This is a genomic window from Maricaulis maris (genome assembly GCF_036322705.1).
In the GTDB taxonomy this organism is placed as follows: domain Bacteria; phylum Pseudomonadota; class Alphaproteobacteria; order Caulobacterales; family Maricaulaceae; genus Maricaulis; species Maricaulis maris_B.
The window spans coordinates 517217-543651 of the sequence record NZ_AP027270.1 but is presented as its reverse complement, the minus strand read 5'-3'; the positions used below and the strand labels follow the sequence as shown (position 1 = coordinate 543651).

20 protein-coding genes and 1 tRNA gene are annotated in these 26435 nt (G+C 65.0%); 15 read left to right on the top strand and 6 right to left on the bottom strand.

The genetic code is table 11. The annotated features are described in order from the left end of the window. Nucleotides 1–25: 25 nt before the first annotated feature. From AAA969_RS02360 to AAA969_RS02325, 8 genes are all read left to right on the top strand, one after another. Nucleotides 26–1441, top strand: a complete 1416-nt coding sequence (locus tag AAA969_RS02360) for an efflux transporter outer membrane subunit (RefSeq protein ID WP_338243215.1) — start codon at nucleotides 26–28, stop codon at nucleotides 1439–1441. Between the two features lie 2 nt (nucleotides 1442–1443). Beyond that, entirely contained in the window at nucleotides 1444–2715 is a 1272-nt protein-coding gene (locus tag AAA969_RS02355) for an efflux RND transporter periplasmic adaptor subunit (protein WP_338243213.1), read from the top strand. Between the two features lie 29 nt (nucleotides 2716–2744). After that, a complete protein-coding gene (locus tag AAA969_RS02350) occupies nucleotides 2745–5963 on the top strand; it encodes an efflux RND transporter permease subunit (RefSeq protein WP_338243212.1) in 3219 nt (1072 codons plus the stop codon). Between the two features lie 77 nt (nucleotides 5964–6040). Next, nucleotides 6041–8110 carry a M13 family metallopeptidase gene (locus AAA969_RS02345; RefSeq protein WP_338243210.1) on the top strand — a complete coding sequence of 690 codons (2070 nt, stop codon included), beginning with the start codon at nucleotides 6041–6043 and terminating at the stop codon, nucleotides 8108–8110. Nucleotides 8111–8258: 148 nt separating this feature from the next. Next, on the top strand, nucleotides 8259–10367 hold the full coding sequence (locus tag AAA969_RS02340; protein ID WP_338243208.1) for a M13 family metallopeptidase: 2109 nt from the start codon (nucleotides 8259–8261) through the stop codon (nucleotides 10365–10367). A 122-nt stretch (nucleotides 10368–10489) separates the two neighbouring features. Then, on the top strand, nucleotides 10490–11758 hold the full coding sequence (locus AAA969_RS02335) for a DUF819 domain-containing protein (protein ID WP_338243207.1): 1269 nt from the start codon (nucleotides 10490–10492) through the stop codon (nucleotides 11756–11758). A gap of 150 nt (nucleotides 11759–11908) precedes the next feature. Further along, entirely contained in the window at nucleotides 11909–12898 is a 990-nt protein-coding gene (locus tag AAA969_RS02330; protein ID WP_338243205.1) for a hypothetical protein, read from the top strand. An 87-nt stretch (nucleotides 12899–12985) separates the two neighbouring features. Continuing rightward, a complete protein-coding gene (locus AAA969_RS02325) occupies nucleotides 12986–13585 on the top strand; it encodes a hypothetical protein (RefSeq protein ID WP_338243203.1) in 600 nt (199 codons plus the stop codon). Nucleotides 13586–13606: 21 nt separating this feature from the next. Here AAA969_RS02325 and AAA969_RS02320 read toward each other — a convergent pair whose 3' ends face one another. Then, nucleotides 13607–15262 (bottom strand): aminotransferase class V-fold PLP-dependent enzyme, encoded by a 1656-nt coding sequence (locus AAA969_RS02320; protein ID WP_338243201.1) that lies wholly within the window; start codon nucleotides 15260–15262, stop codon nucleotides 13607–13609. 116 nt (nucleotides 15263–15378) lie between these two features. On the opposite strand from AAA969_RS02320, the gene AAA969_RS02315 reads away from it, so the two are divergent. The 3 genes from AAA969_RS02315 to AAA969_RS02305 all read left to right on the top strand — a co-directional run bounded on the left by AAA969_RS02315 (nucleotide 15379) and on the right by AAA969_RS02305 (nucleotide 18133). Continuing rightward, nucleotides 15379–15834 carry an Lrp/AsnC family transcriptional regulator gene (locus tag AAA969_RS02315; RefSeq protein ID WP_338243199.1) on the top strand — a complete coding sequence of 152 codons (456 nt, stop codon included), beginning with the start codon at nucleotides 15379–15381 and terminating at the stop codon, nucleotides 15832–15834. A gap of 98 nt (nucleotides 15835–15932) precedes the next feature. Next, nucleotides 15933–17252 carry an MFS transporter gene (locus AAA969_RS02310; protein WP_338243197.1) on the top strand — a complete coding sequence of 440 codons (1320 nt, stop codon included), beginning with the start codon at nucleotides 15933–15935 and terminating at the stop codon, nucleotides 17250–17252. A gap of 392 nt (nucleotides 17253–17644) precedes the next feature. Continuing rightward, nucleotides 17645–18133, top strand: a complete 489-nt coding sequence (locus AAA969_RS02305) for a hypothetical protein (protein WP_338243195.1) — start codon at nucleotides 17645–17647, stop codon at nucleotides 18131–18133. Between the two features lie 76 nt (nucleotides 18134–18209). On the opposite strand, the gene AAA969_RS02300 is transcribed toward AAA969_RS02305, so the two are convergent. From AAA969_RS02300 to AAA969_RS02290, 3 genes are all read right to left on the bottom strand, one after another. Then, on the bottom strand, nucleotides 18210–18449 hold the full coding sequence (locus AAA969_RS02300; protein ID WP_338243193.1) for a hypothetical protein: 240 nt from the start codon (nucleotides 18447–18449) through the stop codon (nucleotides 18210–18212). A 297-nt stretch (nucleotides 18450–18746) separates the two neighbouring features. After that, nucleotides 18747–18823, bottom strand: a tRNA-Arg gene (locus tag AAA969_RS02295). Between the two features lie 111 nt (nucleotides 18824–18934). After that, on the bottom strand, nucleotides 18935–19930 hold the full coding sequence (locus tag AAA969_RS02290; RefSeq protein ID WP_338243191.1) for a P1 family peptidase: 996 nt from the start codon (nucleotides 19928–19930) through the stop codon (nucleotides 18935–18937). A gap of 64 nt (nucleotides 19931–19994) precedes the next feature. On the opposite strand from AAA969_RS02290, the gene ggt reads away from it, so the two are divergent. Further along, a complete protein-coding gene (gene ggt, locus AAA969_RS02285) occupies nucleotides 19995–21719 on the top strand; it encodes a gamma-glutamyltransferase (RefSeq protein WP_338243189.1) in 1725 nt (574 codons plus the stop codon). On the opposite strand, the gene AAA969_RS02280 is transcribed toward ggt, so the two are convergent. Together AAA969_RS02280 and AAA969_RS02275 are read right to left on the bottom strand one after the other, a co-directional pair. Continuing rightward, entirely contained in the window at nucleotides 21710–23176 is a 1467-nt protein-coding gene (locus AAA969_RS02280; RefSeq protein ID WP_338243187.1) for a sensor histidine kinase, read from the bottom strand. The two genes, ggt and AAA969_RS02280, sit on opposite strands and share 10 nt — an antisense overlap. A 16-nt stretch (nucleotides 23177–23192) precedes the next feature. After that, a complete protein-coding gene (locus AAA969_RS02275) occupies nucleotides 23193–23969 on the bottom strand; it encodes a TVP38/TMEM64 family protein (protein WP_338243186.1) in 777 nt (258 codons plus the stop codon). Nucleotides 23970–24068: 99 nt separating this feature from the next. Between AAA969_RS02275 and rpmH the strand changes: the two genes are divergently transcribed. The 3 genes from rpmH to yidC are packed head-to-tail and all read left to right on the top strand — an operon-like array spanning nucleotide 24069 to nucleotide 26419. Next, nucleotides 24069–24203, top strand: a complete 135-nt coding sequence (gene rpmH, locus AAA969_RS02270; protein ID WP_297736733.1) for a 50S ribosomal protein L34 — start codon at nucleotides 24069–24071, stop codon at nucleotides 24201–24203. A gap of 5 nt (nucleotides 24204–24208) precedes the next feature. Further along, nucleotides 24209–24625 (top strand): ribonuclease P protein component, encoded by a 417-nt coding sequence (locus tag AAA969_RS02265; protein ID WP_338243181.1) that lies wholly within the window; start codon nucleotides 24209–24211, stop codon nucleotides 24623–24625. A 6-nt stretch (nucleotides 24626–24631) separates the two neighbouring features. After that, entirely contained in the window at nucleotides 24632–26419 is a 1788-nt protein-coding gene (gene yidC / locus AAA969_RS02260; RefSeq protein WP_338243179.1) for a membrane protein insertase YidC, read from the top strand. The last annotated feature ends 16 nt before the right edge of the window (nucleotides 26420–26435 follow it).

Genomic DNA, 26435 nt, shown 5'->3' with positions numbered 1-26435 from the left:
TGCTCAAGACGTGCGGGGACAACGCATGGCAAAACGTTTGTTAGTAATCGCCACTGCGCTGGCCACGGCATCCTGCAGCTCGCTGCAGGCTTTCGAGACCCGGGAGTTCAGTGCCGACGGGACCCTCCCGCCGGCACCGACCGCCTGGTCGGCTGGCACAGGTGAAGCCGGAGCCGAGCTGGCGCGGGACTGGGTCGCATCCATGCAGGATGACCGCCTGACCGCCCTGATCGACGAGGCCTTCGCCGGCAATCCAACCCTCAACCAGTCACTGGCGCGCTATCATGGTGCCCTGGCCGCGGCCCGTATCAGCGGTGCGCGCTACCTGCCCCAGCTTGACGGCAGCGCCAGCTACCAGCGCACCGAGCCGAATGTCGGCTCGGGCTCGAACAGCTACGGTCTCGGACTTTCCGCGTCCTGGGAAACCGACCTCTGGGGCGCCCTGCGCGACAATGCCCGCGCCAGCGGCCTGAACGCCGAGGCGGCAGCGGAAGACCTTCGCGCCACACAGCTCTCGATCGCCGGCCTGGTCGCCAAGGGATGGTTCTCGCTCATCGAGTCCCGCCTGCAGACCGAGCTCGCCGAGCGCGACGTCGCAACCCGCCAGCGCTCGCTCGACCTGACCGAACGTCGCTTCGCCCGCGGCCTGGTACGCAGTTCCGATGTCCGCACGGCGCGCAGCGCCCTGGCCTCCTCGGAAGCGGCCCTCGCCTCCCGCCAGCGCGCGGAATCGGCCTCGGCCCGCAGCCTCGAGACCCTTCTCGGGCGCTATCCGGCTGCGACCCTGACACCCGGAACCGACTTCCCGAGCTTTGACGCCCTCGGCGGCCTTGGCACGCCGGTCGACCTGCTCGCCCGTCGCCCCGACGTGCGTGCCGCGGAAGACCGCCTCGACGCCGCCGGCCTGCAATCGCAAGCCGCAGCCAAGGCTCTCATCCCGAGCCTGTCCCTGCGCGGATCCTCCGGCACGGGCGGCCTCGACGTCTCGGACATGTTCGACCTGGACACGCTGGTCTCCAGCCTGACCGCCTCGCTCGTCGCCCCGATTTTCGACGGTGGCAGCCTGCTGGCCCAGCGTGACCAGGTCTATGCCAATGCCGAAGGGCTGGTTGCGAGCTATGTCGCGACGGTCCTGACCGCCTGGCAGGAAGCGGAGAACGCCATCCATGCCGACGTTATTCTCGCCCGTCGGGTCGAGAGCCTGCGCCAGGCCTATGAAGAAGCGGCCGCTGCCGAAGACCTTGTGGTCCGCGAGTACGCCCGCGGCGTATCGACCATCTTTGAACTGCTGACCGCCCAGTCGCGGCGGATCAGCGCTGAAAGCCAGTACATCTCGGCACGTCGCGAACGCGCGACCAATCGTGTCGATCTTTACCTCGCCCTCGCCGGCGATTTCTCCGCGGCCCAGTCCGCAGACCCGGCCGCGCAGACAGGAGAATAATCATGGGTAAGCTCATCGGACGCTTCGTGATCATCGGCGTTGTTGCCGCCGCCGGACTGGTCGTCATCTTCGGCCTCTTCGCCACACAGGAAGAACCCGACCGCGCCAATGCGGCGCCTCGCCCGGTCGCGGTCTTTGTCGACGCAGCCCAGCTGGAAACAATTGCCTTGCAGGTCTCGTCGCAAGGCGAGGCCCGGCCGCGCACCCAGATCAATCTGGTCCCGCAAGTGGCCGGCCGGATCACCTATGTGAACCCGGACTTCATCGAGGGCGGTTTCTTCGAGGCCGGAGAAACCCTCGTTCAGATCGACGATGCCGACTACCGGCTCGCCGTCACCCGCGCTTCGGCCCAGGTCGCCCAGGCCCAACAGGCGCTGATCCGCGAGCAGGCCGAATCCGAACTGGCCGCCAGCGAATGGGCCGTGCTGGGTGACGGGGAAGCCTCCTCGCTGACCCTGCGCGAGCCGCAAATGGCCGAAGCCCGCGCCCAGCTGGCTGCCGCTGAAGCCTCGCTCCAGTCGGCTCGCCTCGACCTGCAGCGGACCCGCATTTCGGCACCGTTCAGCGGCCGCGTGCGCAGCCAGAATATCGGTCTCGGCCAATATGTCTCGCCGGGCACGCCGATGGGTGAGGTCTTCTCGACCGATGCCATCCTGGTGCGCCTGCCGCTGACCGACCATGAACTCGGCCTGCTGGGTATTCCGATCGCCTATAACGCCGGTGGCGAAGGTGAAGGCATGCCCGTGCAGCTGACGGCAACGCTCGCTGACCGCCAGCACACCTGGCAGGGCCGGATCATCCGCACCGACAGCGCCATCGATCCGCAGACCCGTGTTCTCTATGCCATCGCCGAGGTGACCGATCCCTACGGTGCCGGCGCTGCCAATGGCGTGCCGCTGGCTGTCGGCCTGTTCGTGACCGCCAGCATCACAGGACGCGATGTCGAGAACGCCTACATTCTGCCCCGCTCTGCCCTGCGTGGTCAGGACAATGTCTATGTCGCTGAAGAAGGCGGCACGCTCTCGGTCCGGACGGTCCACGTGATCGACTCCAATTCCGACCGCGTCGTCGTCTCCTCGGGCGTCGAGCGTGGCGAACTGGTGGTCACCTCACCGATCCGTGGCGCCAATGATGGCATGCGCATCCAGACCTTCGCCCAGAGCGGCGAGATGATGGCGGCCTATTCGGCGACCTATGATGAAGAACCGGCCGAGGGCCTGGCTGAAACCGAAACCGGCGACGCCGACAGCGGTGCTGTCGCGAGCAACGGCTAAGCGCACCGCGCTGACGAAGGGAGACGGCGATGACCGATCCGAACACCACACATGACGAGGCCCCGCGGGGCGGTATTATCGGCTGGTGGGCGCGCAATTCCGTCGCCGCCAACCTGGTCATGATCATCGCCGTCATCGGCGGGTTCATGGGCTACAAGTCGCTGAACCGGGAGGTCTTCCCGACCGTCTCGGTCAACGGCGCCAGCGTTTCGGTGGCCTGGCCCGGTGCTTCGCCGCAGGAAGTCGAGGAACAGATCATCGTCCGCATCGAGGAAGCCCTCGCGGACATGGATGGCATCGAGACCATCACCTCGACCGCACGTGAAGGCGGCGGCTTCGTCAATATCGAGGGCAAGCGCTCGGTCGATGTCGGCGAGTTCATTGACGCCATCAAGCTGGAAGTCGACTCGGTCAACAACCTCCCGCAATCGGCCTTCCGCCCCGTCGTCACGCCCTGGCGGTCCCAGGACCAGGTCGTTGGTTTCGCCGTTCACGGCGCCGCCGAACGCCGGGACCTGCAAGCCATCGCCCGGGAAATCCGCGACGAGGTGGCCCAGCTTCCCGGTGCCTCCATCGTCAACATGTGGGCGACGCGCGACGAGGAAGTCTCGATCGAGGTCTCCGAGGAGACCCTGCGCCGCTATGACCTGACCTTCGACGAGATCGTCCGCGCCGTCCGCTCCACTTCGCTTAACGCCTCGGCCGGCACCATCCGCACCGAGCTCGGCGAAGTGCCGATCACCTCGCGCCAGCTGGCCGACACGGCTCCGGAATTCGAGGACATCATCATCCGCCAGACCGCTGATGGCGGCACCCTGCGGGTGCGCGATGTCGCCCGGGTGACCGACGGCTTCGTCGATTCAAACCTGGAAGCCACCTATAATGGCGAGCCGATGGTTCTGGTCGTGGTCGAAACCTCGCCGAATATCGACGTCGTCGACACCTCCCAGCAGGTCCGTGACTATATCGATCGCAAGCGTCTGGAACTGCCCGACGGCACCCATTTGTCGCTGTGGTGGGACAATTCCGAGCAGTATACCGGCCGGATGGAAACGATCGCCAGCTCGGCCCTGTTCGGTGGCGTGCTGGTCCTCATCGTCCTCTTCCTCTTCCTGCGCCCCATCGTCGCCTTCTGGGTGACCATCGGCATCTTTGTTGCCTTTGGCGGCGCCTTCCTGATCCTGCCAATGCTCGGCGTGACGCTGAACATGCTGTCGCTGTTCGCCTTCCTGCTCGTGATCGGTATCGTCGTCGATGACGCCATTGTGGTCGGGGAGAATATTCACGACCGGGTTGAACGCGGCGAACCGGGCCTGACGGCTGCCGTCATCGGCACCCAGATGGTGGCCAAGCCGGTCATCTTCGCGGTCATCACCACCATCATGATGTTCTCGCCCTGGATGCTGCTGACCGGTCCGGAAGTGCAGTTCACCAGCCAGATCTCGCTGGTGGTGATCGCCGCCCTGAGCTTCTCGCTGGTCGAGTCCCTGCTCATCCTGCCGGCCCACCTGTCGCACATGAAGCCGCAGTCCAATACCGGCTTCTTCGGTCCGCTGATCGCGGTCCAGCGCGCCATCGCCAACTCGCTGCTGGCCTTTGCCCGCAACGTCTACCGCCCGGCGGCCAAGGCCTGCATCCGCAACCGCTATGCGACCTTCATCGGCTTCTTCCTGATCTTCGGCATCTCGATTGCCCTGCTGGCGACCAATCGCGTCGGCTCTGTCTTCATGCCGCAGATCGAGAATGAGACGATCCAGACCACGATCCAGCTTGCCGAAGGCACGCCGTGGAACCGGACCGAACAGGTGCGTCAGCAACTCGACAGCGCCCAGGACCAGGCCCTGCAATTCTATCGCGAGGCGTTCCCCGGCGAGATCGACATGATCGAAAGCCGCTCGACGATGGCCACCGATGGCCGGATCCGCGCCTGGATCACCCTGGCCGATCCCGAGGATCGTCCCGGCGGCCTGCCGACGGCGGAAGTCGCCGCCAAGATCCGCGAATTCCTGGGTCCGATCCCGGATGCCGAGGAAATCCGTCTCGACTCGACGATCAATGATGGCGGCAATTCGATGAATTTCGCCCTCTCGGGTCAGAGCCTGGACGAATTGCGGGCAGCCGCTGCCGACCTGAAGGAACAGCTGCGCAGCTATGACACGCTCTATGACGTGATCGACTCCATGCAGACCTCGACCGACGAACTGCAGGTCCGCCTGCGTCCGGATGCCCGGGCGCTCGGCCTGACCCTCGCTGACGTCACCCGTCAGGTCCGCCAGGCCTTCTACGGCGAAGAGGCCCAGCGCCTGCCGCGTGAAGGTCAGGACGTTCGCGTCATGATCCGCATGGACGAGGATTCCCGCCGGTCGCTGGATACCTTCCGCGACATTCGCATCCGCACGGCGGACGGACGGGAAGTCCCGCTCACCACGGTCGCGGAGGCGGATTTTGCGCCGGGTCTCAACCGGATCAATCGGCGCAACGGCATGCGCACGATCACGGTCAGCGCCGAGCTGTCGGATCCGGCCGCCCGGGGCGACATCAATGCCAGTCTCGACGACGACTATTGGGACACGTTTGAAGCCCGCTTCCCGCACGTCTCGCGCGACGAAATCGGCCAGGCCGAGGGGCAGCGCGAATTCATGGCGGAAGTCATCGTGCTGCTGATGTTCGCCCTGATCTCCATGTACCTGCTGCTGGCGATCGCCTTCCGCTCCTACTTCCAGCCGATCGTGATCATGATCGCCATCCCGTTCTCGCTGACCGGGGCAATCTTCGGCCACTACATGTTCGGCATGCCGATCGCCCTCTTCTCCTATTTCGGGGTCGGGGCTGCGGCGGGCGTCGTGATCAACGACAACCTGGTGCTGCTCGACTTCGTCAACCGCCTGCGGGCCAATGGCGTCGGGGCCTTCCAGGCCCTGGTCGATGCCGGCGTCCAGCGCTTCCGTCCGATCCTGCTGACCTCGGTCACGACCTTCCTCGGAATCTTCCCGATGATGGCCGAACGCTCGACCCAGGCCGAGTTCCTGAAGCCGATGGTGGTGGCTCTGGCCTTCGCCGTCATCTTCGCCCTCTTCCTGACCCTGCTGCTGGTCCCGGCCATGTATGCGATCGGGGTCGACATCGCCCGCTTCTTCCGGATGGTGTGGACGGGCAAGAAACAGCCGGCGCTCGGCGGCCACTATACCGACACCGATTTCGCCCATGGCGAGCAGGCCGGTCACCTCGACCACTCGCCTGCCGAATAATTGGCGTCGAAACGCCCCGCGTTGTATTCAATGCGGGGCGTTTCTGCGTCTTGAACACTGAATTAGGGGATTTTCGCATGAAAAAGCTTTTGCTCAGCACCGCCGTCCTGGCGCTCACGGCGGCCTGCCAGCCGGCGGCACCGACCGACCCGGCTGCGACCGAGACACAAACCACCGCAACCGCAACCGCCAGTCCGGAAATCGGCGCCTGGGGTTTCGACCTGACCGGCATGGACACCAGCGTCACAGCCGGCAATGACTTCTACCGCTACGCCAATGGCGCCTGGCTCGACCGCACGGAAATCCCGTCCGACCGCTCCAATTACGGCATGTTCACCGAGCTCGCGATCGAAGCCGAGGAACAGGTCCAGGAAATCATCCTCGAGCTCGCCGCGCTCGACGCGGCCAACGGGACCATCGAGCAGAAGGTCGGCGACCTCTATGGCAGCTGGATGGACACCTCGACCATCGACCAGCTCGGCCTGACCCCGATCCAGCCCTATCTCGACGAGATCGCTGCGGCCGAGACCCATGAGGATATCGGCGCGCTGTTCGCGACGATCTATCACCAGTCGCCTTATGGCGTCGGCATCATTCCCGACCCCGCCGATACGACCCGCTACACGGTCTTTGTCGGCCAAGGCGGTCTCGGCCTGCCCGACCGCGACTTCTATCTGGAAGAAGACAACCAGCGCTATCGCGATGCCTACCTCGCCTATATCGAGCAGGTCTTCGACCTCGCCGGCATGGATGACGGTGCGACCAAGGCCCAGGCCATTTTCGATCTGGAAATGCGCATCGCCGAGACCCATTGGACCCAGGCCGACAGCCGCGACATCCAGAAAATCTACAACCCGATGCCGATGGACCAGCTGTCTGCCCTGGCCCCGCAGCTGAACTTCGAAGCCGGCATGGAACAGCTCGGCCTCGACAGCGTAGCGACCTATCTCGTCGCCCAGCCGAGCGCGATCGAAGCGGCCGGCACCATCTTCGCGGAAACCCCGGTTGATGTGTGGCAGGACTACATGACCTTCCACTTCATCCGCTCGAATGCCGGCGCCCTGCCGGAGGCCTTCGATGCCGCCAATTTCGCGATGTACGGCACCACGCTGAACGGGACCGAAGACCAGCGCCCGCGCGATCGTCGCGGCGTCAACCTGGTGGGTGGCCAGCTCGGCGAAGCCGTCGGCCAGGTCTATGTCGACCGTCACTTCCCGCCGGAATCCAAGGCCGCCATGGAAGAGCTGGTCAACAACCTGACCACCGCTTTCGCCGGTCGCCTCGAAGCGCTGGACTGGATGGACGACGCAACCCGCGTCAACGCCCTCCAGAAGCTCTCCACCTTCGAGCCGCGCATTGGCTATCCGGACGAGTGGCAGGATTATTCGAACCTCGAGATCCGCGCTGACGACCTGTTCGGCAACATGATGCGCCTGAACGAGTTCCAGTGGAACGAGCAGGTCGCCGATCTGGCCGGCCCGGTCGATCGCGATGCCTGGCCCTACCCGCCGCAAACGGTCAACGCGTCCTACAATCCGCTGATGAACCAGATCACCTTCCCGGCCGGCATCCTGCAGCCGCCCTTCTTCGATCCCAATGCCGATGCAGCGATGAATTACGGAGCCATCGGCGCCGTCATCGGTCACGAAATCGGCCACGGCTTCGACGATCAGGGTCGCCGCTTCGACTATGACGGATCCATCCGTGATTGGTGGAGCGAGGAGACCAATGAGCGCTTCGAGGCGCGCGCTGACCGTCTTGGCGCGCAGTATTCGAGCTATTCCCCGGTCGAGGGCCGCTTCGTGAATGGTGAATTCACGATGGGCGAGAATATCGGCGATCTGGGCGGGTTGCAGATGGCCTATACCGCCTATCAGCACCATCTCGATTCCTGCTGTGATGGCGAGGCCCCGGTCATTGACGGCTTCACCGGTGAGCAGCGCTTCTTCCTGGCCTGGGCCCAGGTCTGGCGCCGCCTCTATCGCGAGGACAATCTGATCAACCGCCTCGCAACTGACCCGCACAGCCCGTCGCAATACCGCACCAATGGCGTCGTGCGAAATCTCGACGTCTGGTACGAGGCCTTCGGCGTGACCGAGGACAATGACCTCTACCTGCCGCCGGAAGAGCGTGTCTCGATCTGGTAGGTTTTGCCTGAATGATGATGAAGCGGCCCGGCGGAAACGTCGGGCCGTTTTCATTACAGGGCTGTTACACATGCCCGGGAAGTATTGCGCCAGCGCCGGAAAGCCCTAGTTTCCCCCCCGAAGGTTTGCCTATTTTGGGGAGGTATGAATGAAGAAATTTCTCTTGGCCGGCGCGAGCCTGGCCCTGTTGGCCGCTTGCAGCCCGGCTGCGAATGAAGCGCCCATTGCTGACACAACAGCACAGGACGAGGCCGGCACCAGCGCGGTAACGACCTCGGTCGGTGACCCGTCTGCCGGTGATCCGCGCCTCGGGAGCTGGGGCATCGAGACCCAGCATGTCGACAGTTCGGTTCACCCGGGTGACGATTTCAACCGCTATGTGAACGGTGGCTGGCTTGACTCGGTCGAGATGCCGCAGGGCTTCTCCCGCTTCGGCTCCTTCACCGAGCTCTTCCTTCTGTCGGAAGAGCGTATCAACGGCATCATCGAGGAAGCCGTCGCGGCCGAAACGACTGCTGGCCAGCCGCTGCAGCAGATCGGCGATCTCTATGCGTCGTATATGGACCAGGATACGCTTCAGGCGCGTGGTTTTGAGCCGGCCCAGCCGATGATCGACCGCATCGCCGCCGCCACCAGCCATGACGACATCGCGACCCTGATGGGCATGCCCGGAACAAGCTCCATCTTCGGTGCGGGCGTAACGCGCGACCAGGGCAATCCGGACCGCTACATCGTCGGCGTCAGCCAGAGTGGCCTCGGCCTGCCGACCCGCGACTACTACCTCGAAGACACCGAGCGCTACCAGGGCTACCGCGATGCCTATGTCGCCTATATCGGCGATACGTTCGGCTTTATCGGTGTCGAGGGCGGCGCCGAGCGTGCCCAGCGCATCCTCGATCTGGAAACGGCCTTCGCTGAGGTACACTGGACCCGCGAAGACAGCCGTGACAGGACCCGGACCTACAACCTGATGACGACGGAACAGCTCGCCGCCGACGCACCGGGCTTCAACTGGACCGCCTTCATGGAAGCCCTGGACTTCGCGGACCAGACCGAAGTGGTGATCCGTCAGGATACTGCCATCCAGTCCCTCGCCACCCTGTTCACCGAGGTTCCGGTGGAAACCTGGCAGGACTGGATGACCTTCCGCTACCTGTCGAGCAATCGCGGGTCGCTCACGCCGGAATTCTACGAGCGCTCCTTCGACTTCTACGACCGCACCCTGTCGGGCGTGGACGAACCGCGCCCGCTGGAATCCCGTGGCGTGCAATACGTGAACGGAGCCATGGGCATGGCGCTGGGCCAGATCTATGTCGAGCGCTACTTCCCGCCGGAATACAAGGCGCAGATGGAAGTTCTCGTCGATTATCTCGGCATGGCCCTGCGTGAGCGCCTCGAGACCCTGGAATGGATGGACGAAGAGACGCGCGCCGGAGCGATCGACAAGTTCGAGAACTTCACGCCGAAGATCGGTTATCCCGACCAGTGGCCGGACTATTCCTCTATCGAAATCCGCCCGGATGACCTGTTCGGCAATTCCGAGCGTATTTCGGCCTGGGCTCGCGCCGATAGCCGGGCCCGCCTGCGCGGTCCGATCCGCCATTGGGAATGGGGCATGACGCCGCAAACGGTGAACGCCTATTATTCGCCGACGGCAAACGAGATCGTCTTCCCGGCGGCCATCCTTCAGGGTCCGTTCTTCGACCCCTATGCCGATCCGGCGGTCAACTTCGGCGGCATTGGTGCCGTGATCGGCCATGAAATGGGCCACGGCTTCGACGATCAGGGCAGCCGCTCCGATGGCGATGGCGTGCTTCGTGACTGGTGGACCGACGACAGCCGCGGGAACTTTGACGCGCGTACCGATCAGCTGGCGGCCCAGTACAGCGAGTTCTCCCCGATCGAGGGCGAATTCGTCAACGGACGCTTGTCGCTTGGCGAGAACATCGGCGATGTCGGTGGCCTGTCGATGGCCCACCGGGCCTACCAGCTCTATCTCCGCGACCATGGCGGCGAAGCGCCGGTGCTCGACGGTTTCACCGGGGACCAGCGCTTCTACATGGCCTGGGGCCAAGTCTGGCGGAACCTGTACACCGAACAGGCTCTTGTCCGTCAGCTGCGTCAGGGACCGCACTCGCCGGCGCAGTACCGGATCAATGGCGCCCTGCGCAACCAGGATGGTTGGTACGAAGCCTTCGGCATCACTGAAGAGCACGACCTCTACCTGCCGCCGGAAGAGCGCGTCTCGATCTGGTAAGGTTCGGACAGAACTGACGAAACGGCCCGGCGGAAACGTCGGGCCGTTTTGCATTCCGCGGCTTGCAACGCGCGCCCAAAACCCGTCCTATCGCGCCGACCGAAGTGTCGAAGGGGACGATCATGGAAGCCGAAGCCGCGCCGCTATTCAGCAATGACGCCATCATCATGGGTCTGCTGGCCGCCCTGCTGGGGCTGGTCTTCTGGACCTCCAGTCTCGACAGCAAGCTGGCCCGCGGCTTCTACCGCGTCTTCCCGCCGCTGCTGCTGTGCTACTTCCTGCCCTCGCTGCTGAACCTCTTCAACATCGTCGATCCCGAGGCCTCGCAGACCTATTTCGTCGCCTCGCGCTATCTGCTGCCCGCGGCCCTTGTCCTGCTGACCATGTCGGCAGACCTGCCGGCGACTTTCCGGCTCGGACCCAAGGCGCTGATCATGTTCTTCACCGGCACGGTCGGCGTCATGATCGGCGGCCCGCTCGCCCTGCTGGTCGCCAGCTGGCTGTTCCCGGACGTCATCGGTGTGACCGGGCCGGATGCGGTCTGGCGCGGCATGACGACCCTCGCCGGGTCCTGGATCGGCGGCGGCGCCAACCAGGCGGCGATGTACGAGTTCTTCAGCGTCGGCGGCGAGGTCTACTCGGCCTGGATCGCGGTCGACATCATCGTCGCCAATATCTGGCTGGCCATCCTTCTGCTCGGCGTGGCCAACGCCAAACGGATCGATCGCGCGCTCAAGGCGGATACCGGAGCCGTCGATGCGCTGCGCCGCAAGGCCGATGAGTTCGAGCAGGCCCATGCCCGGATTCCCGATCTCAAGGACCTGATGGTGATTCTCGCCTTCGGCCTCGGCGCCATGGGCCTCTCCCACATCATCGCCGACATCATGGGCCCCTGGGTCGCGACGCATGCGCCGGGCCTGGCGGATCTGGGGATGGCCTCGGGCTTCTTCTGGCTGATGCTGTCGGCGACCATCATCGGGGTCAGCCTGTCCTTCACCAAGGCCCGCAGCCTGACCGGTGCCGGGTCCATGAAGGTCGGCTCGGTCTTCATCTATGTCCTGGTCGCGACGATCGGCATGCGGATGGACATCACGGCGATCTTCCGCAACACCGAATTCTTCCTGATCGGATCGATCTGGATGGCCATCCACATCTCGCTCCTGCTCGCCGTCGCCTCGCTAATCAAGGCGCCCACCTTCTTCATCGCGGTTGGCTCGACGGCGAATATCGGCGGCGCTGCCTCGGCACCGGTTGTCGCAACGGCCTTCCACCCCTCGCTCGCTCCGGTCGGGGTCCTGCTGGCCATCGTCGGCTATATTGTCGGCACCTGGGCGGCCATGCTGACCGGCTATATGATGATGGCGATGATGGGCGCCGGCGTTACCCCATGAGGCGATGCCAGGCCGGCAAATTCCCCTGCTGGTTGAAAGCGAACTGACGGGCGGAATAATGGTTAACGAGACCCCTCGTTTCCGTTAACCCTCTGTCATCCGTTTGCGTTCGCCAGCGCGACTCGGGACAGTTTCCAAGGGGGATCCAAGATGAAAGACCAACTCCTGTGCGCAAGCGCCATCGTGCTGCTTGGCGCCTCTTCAGCCTTTGCAGGTGACACCGAATGGTTCCCGCCGGATCCGCCGAGCACGGCTGCAACAGGTGAGTGCTATGCGCGCATCCGCGTCGCGCCCGAATACGACACCTATTCCGAACAGGTCACGACCCAGGACTCCTATGAGCGCTATGACGTGGCACCGCCGCGCCTGCGGGACGAGTATCGCGAATATGTCTCGCGTGACGCCGGCATGCGCTACATCGTGCACGAGCCGGTCTATGAGAGCCGCACCGAGACCGTCCAGGTTCGTCCGGCCTATGTCGAATACGAGGTCATCCCGGCCACCCATGACACCGTCACCGAAACCATCCTCGTGCGCGAACCACGCATGGTCTGGCGCCGGGGCTATGTGCCGGGCGCATCGATGACCCGATTCGACAGCGAAACCGGTGAAGTCTGGTGCCTGGTCGAGGAAGCCGGCGAATACCAGACCGTGACCCGCAACATCGTTGTGCAGCCGGCTACCATCCGCGAGGTCAACCACCCCGCCGAGTACGCCCAGATCACGCGCGATGTCCTGGTCCAGGAAGCCCGCATCGAGGAAATTCCGATCGCCGAGGAACGCGACACCTATCGCGTCGAAGTCCTCGATCAGCATGCCACGGTCGACAGCCATGTCGTCCCGGTCGAGACCCAGACCATCACCCGTTACTCGCTGCGCACGGAAGAGCGCTGGGAATGGCGTCTGGTGGACTGTAACGAGATCAACATCCCGGGCCACAACCCGCCGATGAGCTCGGAAGTCCAGCCGATGGCCTCGCGCCAGACGGCCCCGTCGAGCCAGGCCAACACCTATCTCTATGGGACCGAGATGCCGGTCGACAATTCGGTCTATTCCGAGGAAGTCCCGGTCGCCCAGGCGTCCTACAGCAGCTCGTCAGAGTCGCGTTCCTCGCGCTCGACCCGGCGCTCGCGCCGCTAGGCAGGCTGGACACAGGCGCTGAGCCATCCAGTATGAAACGGCGCGGAGCAATCCGCGCCGTTTTGCTTTTGCGGCAGGGAGAGGCGCGTGTCGGACTACATGATCGGCTATGGCAGCTTGCTCAGCAGCTACAGCCGGCGCACCTATTCAGGCATCCAGAGCGAGATCCGGCCGGTGATCGCGACCGGTTGGCGACGCGGGTGGACGGTCCGCTATGGCGATGAGGCAGCGACCTATGCCGGTGTCCGGCCGGTTGCGGGCCACATCCTTCACGCCGCCCTCGTCCCGACCGAGATTACCGATGCGCTGCGCCATCGCGAGCGCGGCTATGTCTTCACCGAACTCGACCCGTCCAGCGTCCACCCCGCCGGCGAGGATCGCTCCGACCTGCCGGAGGGGCGTTACTGGATCGTGGTCAATCGCGAGCAGGTCAGGGCCGACGCCAACCACCCCATTCCACAGACCTATGTCGATACCTGTCTGGCTGGCTGCCTCGAGACCGGCGGCCAAGCCCGCGCCCGGGCCTTCATCCAGGCGACCGAGCTTTGGGATGCGCCATGGGTCAATGATCGCGACACTGCGGCGCCGCTCTATCCCCGCCGCACGCCTCTGGATAGCGCAGCACGCGCGCAAATCGACAGGCTGCTCGAGGATTGTGGTGTCCTGAAATTCCGGTCACGGATCTGACGATGTGAGGCGGACCGACGCTCAGGCGTCGATCAGTTCCACATTGCGCGGACCAAGATCGGTGCCGCGAAACACACGGACCATGTCCCGCGCCGACCGGAAGGGCGCCTGCAGACGATCCGCGTCATCAGCGCCTGATCTCGCCTCTGACGCGTCAGGCGTCTCGAGGTGGCGGTCCAGCAAGGAAGCCGGCCAGACGACGTCATTGCCGATCGGATCACCCGCCCAGCGCCAGCCACCGCTGACGACGTCCCGGTCGTAGAAGCCGGAGAAGAAATCGACATGCTCGGCCAGAAAACAGACCGCATCGATGAGATAGCGGATCTCAGCCTCGGACATGATCCAGTGCAGGCTGACCCGGCACCAGCCGGGACGTGCGCCGACCTCGCCGGACAGGACCCGGGCCCGGATCTCCCGGGTCGTCTCATCGTCAATGCCCAGCAGATGGTGGCCATAGGGGCCGGCGCAGGAGCATCCCGCACGCGACTGGATGCCGAACAGGTCATTGAGCAGAAGCGTCACCAAACGGGGCTCAACCAATTCGCCGGCCGCATTGCGCAGGTTGAAGGCGACGATACCGAGCCGGCGGGCGGGTAGCTGGCAACCAAGCACCTCGATCTGCGGGTGCGGACACCAGTCCGCGAAAGCCGCCTCCAGCGCCGCATGCTCGCGCTCGTTGATCACATCGGCCCCGATCTCCGACTGGATCTGCATCGCCAGCGCTGCCCGCACGAGTTGCGGCAGGCCCGGCGTACCGGCCCGTTCCCGTGCTTCGATCGATTCAAGAAAGTCATGACCATCGCGCCAGACATAGCGGACCGTGCCACCGGCGCTCTGGGTCGGCGGCAGATCGCGCCGGTAGAGCCGCTCGTTGAAGACCAGGATACCGCACGCGCCCGGACCACCCACGAATTTGTGCGGTGAGAAATAGACCGCATCGATCGACGCTTGTGGGTCGTCGGCCGGATGCATGTCGATGGGCTGATAGGGGGCACTGGCCGCGCAATCGAGACAGAGAATGGCCCCGTGCGCATGCAGGCAGCGCGCGAGAGCGGAGATATCGGTCCGGATACCCGTCACATTCGACGCCGCCGAGAAGGCGCCGATCTTGCGCCACCCGTCGAAACGCGGATCCGCCAGCGCGACCGCGAGGGCCTCCAGGTCAATTCCGCCGGCCGGATCCAGCCCGATCATCACAACCTCCGCGAGGCTGTCGCGCCAGCTCAGCTCGTTGGAATGGTGCTCATAGGGACCGACGAAAACGACCGTCTTCCCGACCGGCCCCGCCGAGACGCCAAGCGCAGCGCGGCTGGCCGGCGCAACCGCGAGTCCGAGGATCTCCTGGAGCTTGTGGATCGCCCCGGTGGCACCGGCGGCACAGGGCAGGAGGCAATCATCGGGGGCGGCATTGACCGCCTTGCGAATGACGGTCTCGGCCTCACGCATCCAGCGATTGCTGGCCCGACCGGTCGCACTGTCCTCGCTGTGAGGATTGGCATAGTCCGCCATCAAGCGCCCGACGACGGCCTCAACCTGGCGCAGGGCCCGCCCCGACGCGGTGTAGTCGGCGTATAGGAAGGGCTTTTCACCAAAGGGCGTGACCAGCATCTGGTCCGCGCCGACCAGCCCCTTTCGGACCTCGTCGAGGCGGTCAGAACGATGGGAGAGGACAGTCATCAGGCAGCTCCGGTTAGCTGGACACTATAGAACCATCGCCTGAGGAGCTGTTTTCACCAAACTTCAGGCGTGGTAACGGGATATGTTGGTGTTTTCAGCTATAGATGAGCTTATAAATGGTTCTTGATGATCATGATCGCAAACTGCTTCGGGCCGTTCAGCGCGATTCCGACCGGACGGTCCAGGAGCTGGCCGACCTGATCGGGCTCAGCGCCACGCCGACGGCACGCCGCCTCAAGCGCCTCGCCGAGGCGGGTGTGATCCGCAAACATGTGGCCCTGCTCGATCCCGAGGCGCTCGATCTGCAGGCCACGCTCTTTGTCACGGTCCGCACCAGCCATCATGATGCCGATTGGCTCAAGCGCTTTGCCGACGGCGTCGCCCGCATGCCGGAAGTCGTCGAATTCTATCGGCTGAGCGGCGATATCGACTATCTGATCAAGCTGTGTCTGCCGGATGTGCGCGCCTATGATGAGGCCTACAAGAAGCTGATCGCCATTGCGCCGCTGTCCGATGTCAGTGCCAGTTTCGCCATGGAGGCGATCAAGAATACCACCGAATTGCCGGTTTGAGCCGACGCCCCCTTGAAACCACTGCGCGTCTGCCTGAAGCTGGGCCCAGTCCGCCTGGTCAGCCGGGTCCTCCTGCCGCCCCTTGTCGACGAGACTCCATGAAAGCTCCCACAACGCTCGCTACCGGAACCGACAGCTATCGCAATGTGGCCGCCATCGTGCTCGCACTGGCTGTCATGCAGACGGCTGTCGGCGCACTCTCGGTCGTCGGGCCGCTGACCCTGCTGTCACAGGGCGCTGCTCCACTCAAGATTGGTGCGATCGTCTCGTCCTACGCGCTGGGCTTCCTGCTCGGCGCCCGCCTCGCCCCGGGCGAGATCATGCAGATCGGACACATCCGGGCGATTGCCGGCTTCGCGGCGGCCGCCTCGCTCGGCGCCGCGGCGCTCTATATCAGCGGTGCCATGGCCTGGTGGATGCTGGTCCAGTTCATCATCGGTGTGTCCGTTGCGGGTTTCCTGGCTTCGGGAGAAAGCTGGATCGCAGACGCAGCGCCCAGCCAGAGCCGGGGCGCCATCCTCGGCTTCTACCTGGTGACCTCAAAACTCGGTTTCATGGCCGGCCCCTTTCTGGTCGCCGGTGCGCCCGCTGGCACCGCCACCGGCTTTCTGATCGTTGCCGCCCTTCTCACAGCAAGCCTCATCCCGGTCTGCGCAACCCGGCGCGCCGAGCCCGCCCCGCCAACCGCCAAACCGTTCAGCCCGTTCAGGATCTGGAACTTCGCACCCTCGGCGATCATCGCCGCGCTGATTTCCGGCATCGTCTCCGGGGCCGTGCTCCAGCTCTATGCTGTCTTCATCCAGGACTTTGCCGGGGACAGCGTTACCCGGACAGCCGCCCTCTTCAACGCCGCCATGATCGGCGGCTCAGTCATCGCAACCTGGCCTGCCGGACTGCTGTCCGACCGCATCGATCGCCGAATGGTCATCGCCGGCCTCGCGCTGACGTCGGGCGCTGCCGCACTGGTCCTCGCCCTGTTCGGCACCCTGCTGCCGCCGCTGGCGATCTTCGCGATTGCCGGACTGTGGGGCGCCGGTGCTCTGTCCTACTACGGCATCGCGGTCGCCCACGCAGCCGATCGCGCACCGGAAGGCCAGGCGACCAGCATGATGTCCGGCATCCTGATGGTCTGGGGGCTCGGCTCCATGATCGGCCCGCTCGCCGCCACCTCGGTGATGAGTTTCGTCGGCCCCTCCGGCCTCTTCCTGTTTGCCGCCATCGCGCTGTTCAGCCTTACCGGCTTCATGCTGATCCGGCGCACCGGAACGGCACCGGTTCGCTCGGAGGACAAGGCGGACTTCGAGCCGACTGCGACGACCTCGCTTGCGGTGGTGGAACTGACGGAACGGGCCGAGGATGATGCGGCCTGGACGGAGTCAGGCGAAGCCCGTTTCGAAGACGCGGCTGTTCGGGACTGATCCCGAGCCTCCGGATCCTGCCCAATCCCCTCGCCGCTTCCGATGAGGGGCTGGAATGACGGCCCGACGGCGCTGCCCTTCCTGCACCAGGGGGCCAGGCGGCGGGCGCACTGCTGAAACCATCAACGTGCGCAGAAGACACAAGCAGACATGATAAAAAGCAACTGCACTTGTTAAATATCAAGGGCAGAATAATCACGACAATGGCCATACTTATAATCAGACCCAAAAATAACTTTAATAGATGCGCAGATGGATAGCGGATTATCGCTTCAATATATTTTTACAGCACATGCGGCACTTGATTCTTTCCCCATGATCATTATGTCTAACTCGGATAGTTATTTGGCGCCGGATGAACTGCGCCCGCAAAAATGGAGAATTCTCGCTTGATGAAACATGGTCCCCGTCCGAGCCGCGTTGCGGCATTTGTCGCTGAATCCGTGAATGTGCAGCAATTGCAGACCGCTACGGATGCGCTTGCCCGCCACAATCGTCGTGCCGTCCTGGTTTCCGGGCAGCCGGCTCTTTTGCGGGGCAAGAATGGCACCACGGAGATCAATTTCGCAGTTGCGGAGACCGTCGCCAATATCGACGAGAACGCTTATGACGCCCTCGTCCTGCTTGAGGATGCCGTCACCCAGAGCGAGAGCGCCATGGCGCTGGCCAAGCTTTTTGTCGCCAAGGGAAAGCCGGTTATCGGCCTGACCGGAACCGCCGCCATCATCGCCGAGCTGGCGGGCACGGATGCCCCGGCCGGCACGACATCGGCCGCCTATGTCGATGGTCACCTCTATGCCAGCGATGATGTCGATGGCGACTGGAAGATCATCGATGCGGTCGCTGGCCGCATGCAGCGCGAAGCCGCATCAGCCGCCTGACCCTCAGCGCGATTGCAGACAGAAAAAGGCCGGGCGTATTCGCCCGGCCTTTTTTGTGTTCGCGGCCTCTGACGGATCAGCGGCTATAGGTCAGAACAACCCTTTGCTTGCGACGGTCGGCGGGCGCCAGCGGGCTGTCCGAGCCGTCAAAGTCGGCATACTGGAATGACAGGCCGACATCGCGCGGCAGGTCAAAGTTCAGCCAGAGATTCCACTCACTGCCCAGATCGTCACCGGTCCGCTGGGCGGAAAAGTCATGATGCACGGCGCCGAACTGCCAGGCGCGCCATCCCCTCAGGCGGTCAGCCAGCCTCAATGGAGGCCCTGGCGCAGCAAGTTACCGTGAGATCGAGGAGAAATGGCGCACCTTGCGGGATCAGATCCAATCCCCACAACCTCGAGCGCGTTCCATGCGAGCATCGACCCCGTCGCCGAAGTCAGCGACAGGCTCGGGTCGAGCGGAGCGAGTTGCCGTGAGATCAAAGAAGAATGGCGCACCCGGCGGGACCAGACTCAAACCCCACAGCCTTGAGCGCGTTCCATGTGAGCATCGACCCCATCGCCGAAAGCAGTGACGGGCTAGGGTTGAGCGGAGCGGGAACTTAAAGAAAAATGGCGCACCGGGGAAGATTCGAACTCCCGACCCCTAGATTCGTAGTCTAGTGCTCTATCCAACTGAGCTACCGGTGCAGGCCGTATGGCTCCGGGGTCTCAGCCCCGAAGAGGCGCGGAACCTAGCCTCGGGTTTTCCCGATGGCAAGTCCCCGATTGCGGCAAATGCACTGTGATGCGCAGCGCCTCTCAGCGGCTGGTCTGCCGGGCCGCATGGACCCCGCGGGCGACGGCCCGGGCAAGGCAGTCGGCGGCGGCCGAGCCGAGCCGGGCGAGATGGGCCTCGCCGCCCGCGCCCAGGGGGTGCGCGGCTGTGGACAAGGCGAAGACGACATCACCATCGAACGGTGTGTGAACCGGGCGGATGGCGCGGGCGAGACCGTCCTGGGCCATGATCGCGAGACGCTTGGCCTGTGCCGGGGTCAGCGCAATATCGGTCGCGACCACGGCAATCGTGGTATTTTCGCGCGGGCCGGGCTGCATCTTGGCGGCCCCCCAGTCCTCGGGCGCAGGACGCCAGTCGGCCGGTGGACGACGGCCCCCGAACTCGCCCCCGATCTCATGCGGCCAGGCCCAATAGACATCGTCGGCACCCGGCAGGGTAACCGAGCCGAAACTGTTGACGCAGACCAGCGCGGCGACGCATCCGCCCTCGCCGGACAGGGCCAGGCTGGCGGTGCCGGTGCCGCCGGGATGAAGACCGGCGCGGGCACCATGACCGGCCCCGAACGCGCCCAGCTCGACCGTGTCAGAGACAGCGGCCAGCGCTGCCTTGCCCAGCGCCCGATAGGGCGGTTCCTCGCCCCAGCGCTTGTCGCCGCCATTGGCGAGATCATAGAGGATGGCCGACGGGACCACCGGCGATTTGGGAACGCCGGGCAGGTCAAACAGCGCGAACCCGTCACCGCGCGCGCCCAGCGCGGCGGCAACCCCATCCGCAGCGGCGAGGCCGTAGGAGGAGCCGCCGGACAAGACCACCGCGTCGACGGCGTCGACCAGGGTGTGACTGGCGAGGGCATCGGTCTCGCGCGTTCCCGGCCCGCCACCGCGCACATCAACCGCGCAGACCGCGCGCTGGTCGGGCAGGATCACGGTCACGCCCGTCCTGGCCGATGCATCATGGACCTGTCCGACACGCAGACCGGCGATATCGGTCAGGCTGTTGCGGGGTGCTGGCATTGACATGACCGGCCTCTTAACTGTCACTTCGGACTCCAGTCTGACCGGACAATTCTGAGGGGCAAGTTAGATGCTGCGTTTCCTGTTCGCCACCACCGCGCTCGCGGGTGGCCTTTTTCTCGCCAGTTGCACGAATGCACAGGAGACGCCGGACACGGCCGGGGCGCCGCCGCAGGGTCAGGCGATGGTAGCGGCCGCCAACCCGCACGCCGTCGAGGCCGGGCTCGAAGCCCTGCGCGCTGGCGGCGATGCGATCGATGCGGCCATCGCGGTGCAGAGCGTTCTGGGTCTGGTCGAGCCGCAAAGCTCCGGTCTCGGTGGCGGGGCCTTCCTGGTCTATTATGACGCGCAGTCCGGCGATCTGACCGTGTATGACGGTCGCGAGACCGCGCCGGCCACCGCCACACCCGAGCTCTTCATCGACACCAATGGCCAGCCGCTGGGCTTTGCCGAAGCGGTCTTCTCGGGTCATTCGATCGGCGTGCCGGGTGCGGTCGCCATGCTGGCCATGGCCCACGCCGATCACGGCGCGCTGGACTGGGCTGACGGGTTCGAGGCGGCGACCGTCCTCGCCGAGGACGGTTTCGAGATATCACCGCGACTGGCCGGCTTTATCGCCGGCATGGCGCCGCGCGGACCGCTCGACGAGTGGCCGGCCTCGCGGGACTATTTCTTCACCGATGACGGCACCCCCCTGCCCGCTGGCCACCTGCTGCGCAATCCGGCCTATGCCGAGACCACGCGCGCCCTCGCGGCGGACTGGCGAGCGCTTTATGAAGGCCCGCTTGCCGAGGCGATCATCGACGCCGTCCAGGATCAGCCCCGCCCCGGCGGCCTGACCCTGAGCGACCTGGCCAGCTACCAGGCCATCCGGCGCGAGGCGATCTGCCGTGATTATCGCGAGTGGACCGTGTGCGGGGCGCCGCCGCCGGCTTCCGGCGGAATTTCGGTCAACGAGATCCTCGGCTTGCTGGAACCCTATGACATGTCGGCAACCGGCCCGGAGACCCTCGAGGGCTGGCGCCGCTTCATCGAGGCCAGCCGCCTGGCCTATGCCGACCGCGACGCCTATGTCGCCGACCCCGATTTCGTGAGCGTGCCGAGCGAAGGCCTGCTGGACGCAGACTATATCACCACACGCTCGGCCGGTATCAACCGGACCACGGCGCTGCCGACCTCGGTCCCCGGCATTCCTCCGGGCATCGAGGCGCCCGGTGCCGATGCCACGCCGGATTCCCCCGGCACCAGTCACTTCGTGATCGTCGACAGCGATGGCGATGTGGTCTCGATGACGACCACGGTGGAGAGCGTGTTCGGCAGCCACCGCATGGCGGGCGGCTTTTTCCTCAACAACCAGCTGACGGACTTCTCGCGCACGCCGACAGATGCCGATGGCGCCCTGGTGCCCAATGCGCCCGATGGCGGCAAGCGGCCGCGCTCCTCGATGTCGCCGACCATCGTCTTCGACCGCGACGGCACCTTTGTTCTGGCCACTGGATCACCGGGCGGCTCCTCCATCATTGCCTACACGGCCAAGACCCTGGTCGGCATGCTGGACTGGGGACTGACCCCGCAACAGGCAATCGAGCTGCCCAATGTGGTGGCGCGCGGCGATATAGTACGGGTCGAGGACGGCATGGATCCGACTATCCTGTCCGGGCTGACCGATCTCGGCTTCACCCTGGACGCCAATCGCGGCGAGATTTCCGGTCTGCATATTGTCCGGCGGCTCGAAGACGGCACGCTGGTCGGTGGCGCCGATCCGCGCCGCGAAGGCCAGGCCCGTCAGCCCTGATTGGCGGCCGGTAGTTGCACCGCGAAGATTGTCCCGTCCGGTCCGGTCGCGACCAGCGCCACATCGCCGCCATGAGCGCGGGCGAGCTCACGGGCTATCGACAGACCCAGCCCGGTACCGCCGCGCCGGGCTGAGCCGCTGAACGCCTGGAACAGACGTTCGTGCGCTTTCGGGGCCAGACCGGGTCCGGTGTCGGACAGCTCGACCCGGACCTCGTCGGGCCCGTCGCCAACGGGCGACACCGGCGTGGCGCGCACCGTGAGTCGGCGCTCGCCCTCAACAGCCTGCATCGCCTGGATCGCATTGCGACAGAGATTGAGAAAGAGCCGGTGTGCCTGGTCGGGATCGGCATCGAGACAGATTTCGGCGCCGACCTCATTGACCCAGATGACCTCGCCTTCGGCCAGCATGGCATCATCAGCGACTTCGTCGAGCAGGGCCCGGGCCCGGATCAACTGACGGACCGGAGCGCTTTCCTCGGCCCGACCGAACTCCAGCGTCGCCTCGCACAGGCGAATGCCGCGGTCGACAGCCCGGACCAGGCGCTCGCCCATGCCCCGCACGCGGTCATCGGCATCCATGGCCAGACGGTCCGAGACCAGCTGGGCGCTGGTCAGCACATTGCGCAGGTCGTGATTGATCTTGGCGACGGCGCCGCCAAGCGCCGCCAGTCGCTCGCGCTGAAGCAGGGCCTGGCGGATATCCGCCTGCATGCGGGCGAGCTCCTGCTCGGCCTGACCGATCTCGTTGCGTGCGGTGCCGGGCCGGATCATGCGCGAGGCATCAGCGGGGTTCTCCCGGAAATGGGTCATGGCGCCGGCAAGACGCCGCATCGGTCGCACGAATAGGAAGAAGAGCGCGCAGTACAGAACCACACCGACGGCGATCGCCGCGAGGCTGGCATAGATCAGCAGGCGCCGGGAGAAATCACGCAGGGCTGCGTGCAATGGTGCTTCCCGGACGATGACGTCGATCAGCTCGTCCGGCGCGCCGCGCGGACGCGCCCGGATGCGCAGCAGCCGGTCATCAGAGGCGTTGAGCGTGTCGATGGTGTCGCGGATATGGGTCCACCAGCCAGCGGAGCGCAGATCGCTCTCGACCAGGCCATCGCCGATCGGACCGGAATAGAGGACCAGCTCATTCATGCCATTTCGGACACGGGCCACTGCGACGGCGTCAGCGCCCATCAGGAGGGCCCGCACCTCATCCTCACCCAAGGCCCCGCCGCGAGCGACATCGGCCGCCAGTGCGGCCAGGTGCGCCGCCTCGGCCCGGTCTGTCATCCATTGCAGGCGGAAACTCGCCGCGGCCGGGAAATAGACGAGCACCAGACCCGCCGCGATCAGGCCCACCGTCACCATCAGGAGCTGCGCCCGCAGATTGTCGAGCGCCCCTGTCAGGGGCGCGATAGTCGAACGAGCAGGCTCGTCGCCGGAGGGGGGCAGGTCTGTCGACATCGGTTTCGCCGATAGCCTAGAGCGTTTCGTCCGGCAAGGCGCCCGCTTTTGCGCGGCGCTGCCAGCGCCGCCAGATCACGGGAGCCAGCGCCAGCGGGATCACCATCGCAAGCGGAACGAGCACAGATGGCTGCAGCAGTGCACCCGGTCCCGGCAGGCTGTTCATCTCGGTGAGGGAACCCAGTCCGGCGCCAAAGCCGGCATAGAGGATGATGGACGGGATCGAGCCGATCAGGGTGCCCAACGCGAACGCCTCCCAGCGCACGCTCGACAGACCGGCTGCCAGGTTGACGCCGAAATAGGGCAGCGGCAGCAGGCGCAGGAGAATGACATAGCTGAACTGGTTACGCTCAAAGCCGGCCGCGATGCGGCGATAGCGGGCGCGCAGACGGTCCCGCCGGACGTCACCGGCCAGAAAGCGCACCAGGATGAGCGTGTTCAGCGCGCCAATTGTCAGCCCGGCCATGGAGACGGGTATCGACCAGACCGGACCGAGCAGGAATCCGGCCCCGATGGTCAGCCAGAGCGCACCCGGCAGGGCCAAACTCGCCAAGGCGATGTAAAGACCGGTATAGGCAAACGCCGCCAGCCAGAGATGGGCGCTGGTGAATTCACGGGTCAGCCCCCGGCTGTCGCGAAGCCAGCCCAGCAGCTCCTGCGGACCGGTCCCTGTCAGCAGCAGTGCCGCAATCAGACCGATCAGGGCCAGAAGAATGACTGGCCGCAGCCAGCGGGCCGCGCTATTCGGCCCTTTCGGCGGGATTGAGGGCGGCTGGACCGGCGTCTCGGGCATGTCATTCTCCTGCGTCCTGCGGGGCATGAACCCTTGACGCCGCTGCTTCAAGCGCGTAATTGCCGCCGCTCTCGAATTGAACGCCAATGGAGCGCGACCGTGAAACGTACATTTCAGCCGTCCAAGCTCGTCCGCAAGCGCCGGCACGGCTTCCGTGCGCGCATGGCGACGAAATCCGGCCGTCAAATCCTGGCTCGTCGCCGGGCCAAGGGCCGCAAGCGTCTGTCCGCCTAAGGACGATGTCAGCGCCGCTTCCTTCCGTTAAACGGTTGAAAACGCGGCGCGAATTTTTGCACGTCGCAAAAGGCAAAAAAGCCGTCCGATCGGGTGTGGTCATACAGGCCCGCTCGAGAGGCAGCTCTTTGCGTGTCGGGGCCGACGATGTTTCGCCCGGGCATATCGGGGCCGGCTTCACCGCGACTCGCAAGATCGGCGGTGCCGTGATCCGCAATCGCGCCAAGCGGCGCCTGAGAGAGATTGTGCGGCTGCTTCTCCCCCTCCACGGACAGCCCGGCATTGACTATGTATTCATCGCACGCGCGACGACGCCCGATCGGGACTGGTCGCGCCTGGTGGGGGATGTCGAAAGCGCTCTGGTCAGTCTTGTCGATGACAAAACGCCAGGCGGTCGCGAACACAAAGCGCAAGAGGCCTGAGTTTTCATGGGCGAAGATCAACGCAACCTGTTTATCGCACTGGGTCTGATCCTGGTGATCCTGACCGGATACCAGATATTCGTCATGGCCCCGGCCGAAGAGGAGCGTCGCGCCGAGCAGGCCGCCGCCGTGGAGGCCGCCGCCGAGCTGGCCGACCCGGATCTGCCCGCCTCGACCCTTGAACCCGCCGCACCGACGACGGTTGATCGCGAAACCGCCCTGGCCGGCAATCAGCGCGTCACCATCGACGCCCCGTCCGTGCTCGGCTCACTGTCGCTGACCGGCGCCCGCCTCGACGATATCCGCCTGCGTCGCCACAGCGAAACGGTCGATGATGACACCCCGGTGGCGTTGCTCAACCCGATCGGCTCCGACCATGTTTTCTACGCCCGTGATGGCTGGACCTCCGGTACGCCGGGCTTTGCCGACCTGCCGGGCGGCTCGACCGAGTGGACGCTGGCCTCGGGTTCGACCCTGACGCCCGACACACCCGTCACCCTCACCTATGACAGCCCGTCGGGCCTGCGTTTCGAGCGGGTGATCTCGGTTGACGAGAACTACCTCTTCACCCTGACCGACGTCGTCACCAACAATTCCGGCCAGGAAGTCGAGCTCTCCCGCTATGGCCTGGTCCGTCACGAGGGCCGTCCGGAAGACGAAACCCGCAACATGGCGGTGTTCGAAGGCGCGCTTGCCGTCGTTGACGGCACCCTGGTGCAGAGCAAGTTCGGCAAGCTGGAAGACGGTGACCAGACCGAGGAAAGCGGCATTGGCGGCTGGGTCGGGATCACCCAGCGCTACTGGATGGCGGCAGCGATTCCCGATCAGGACCGCGCCTTTACCGCCCGCTTCCGCTCCATCGAGCGCGGCGCCGAGACAGCATTCGAAGCCAGCTATGTCGAGCAGGCCATCGCGGTCCCGAGCGGCCAGAGCCTGTCCTCCACGACCCGCATCTTCGCTGGCGCCAAGGAGCTGGACGTGCTGCAGCAGGTCCAGAACGAGGTTGGCATCGAACGCTTCGACATGGCCATCAACTGGGGCTGGCTGTGGTTCCTCGCGCGCCCCTTCGTATGGCTGCTGCACATGCTGGAAGGCCTGACCGGCCAGTTCGGCCTCGCCATCCTGGCGCTGACGCTGATGGTCAAGATCGTCATGTTCCCGCTCGCCAACCGGGCTTATGCCTCGATGGCGAAGATGAAGGCCGTGCAGCCGAAAATGGCGGCGATCAAGGAACGCTACGCGGCGGACCAGCAAAAGCAGCAACAGGCGCTGATGGATCTCTACAAGACCGAGAAGATCAATCCGCTGGCCGGCTGTCTGCCGATCCTGCCGCAGATTCCGATCTTCTTTGCCCTGTACCAGACCCTGTTCAACGCCATCGAGATGCGCCACGCGCCCTTCTTCGGCTGGATCCGCGACCTCTCGGCAGCGGACCCCACGAACATGTGGAACCTGTTCGGCCTGATCCCCTACGACCCGTCCGGCATCTGGCTGATCGGTGGCGTCCTGGGCATTGGCGCCTGGCCCATCATCATGGGCCTGACCATGGCCGCCCAGCAGGCGCTCAACCCGCCGCCGCCGGATCCGATGCAGGCGCGCATCTTCGCCTTCCTGCCGATCATCTTCACCTTCATCCTGGCCCCGTTCGCGGCCGGTCTGGTGATCTACTGGGCCTGGAACAACTTCCTCTCCGTGCTGCAGCAATACATCATCATGCGGCGCCACGGGAACGAGACCCAGGTCGACAAGCTGATTGCCCGCCTGATGAAGCGTGGCGGGGGAGACGCGTCCTGACCGACGGTAGCGACGA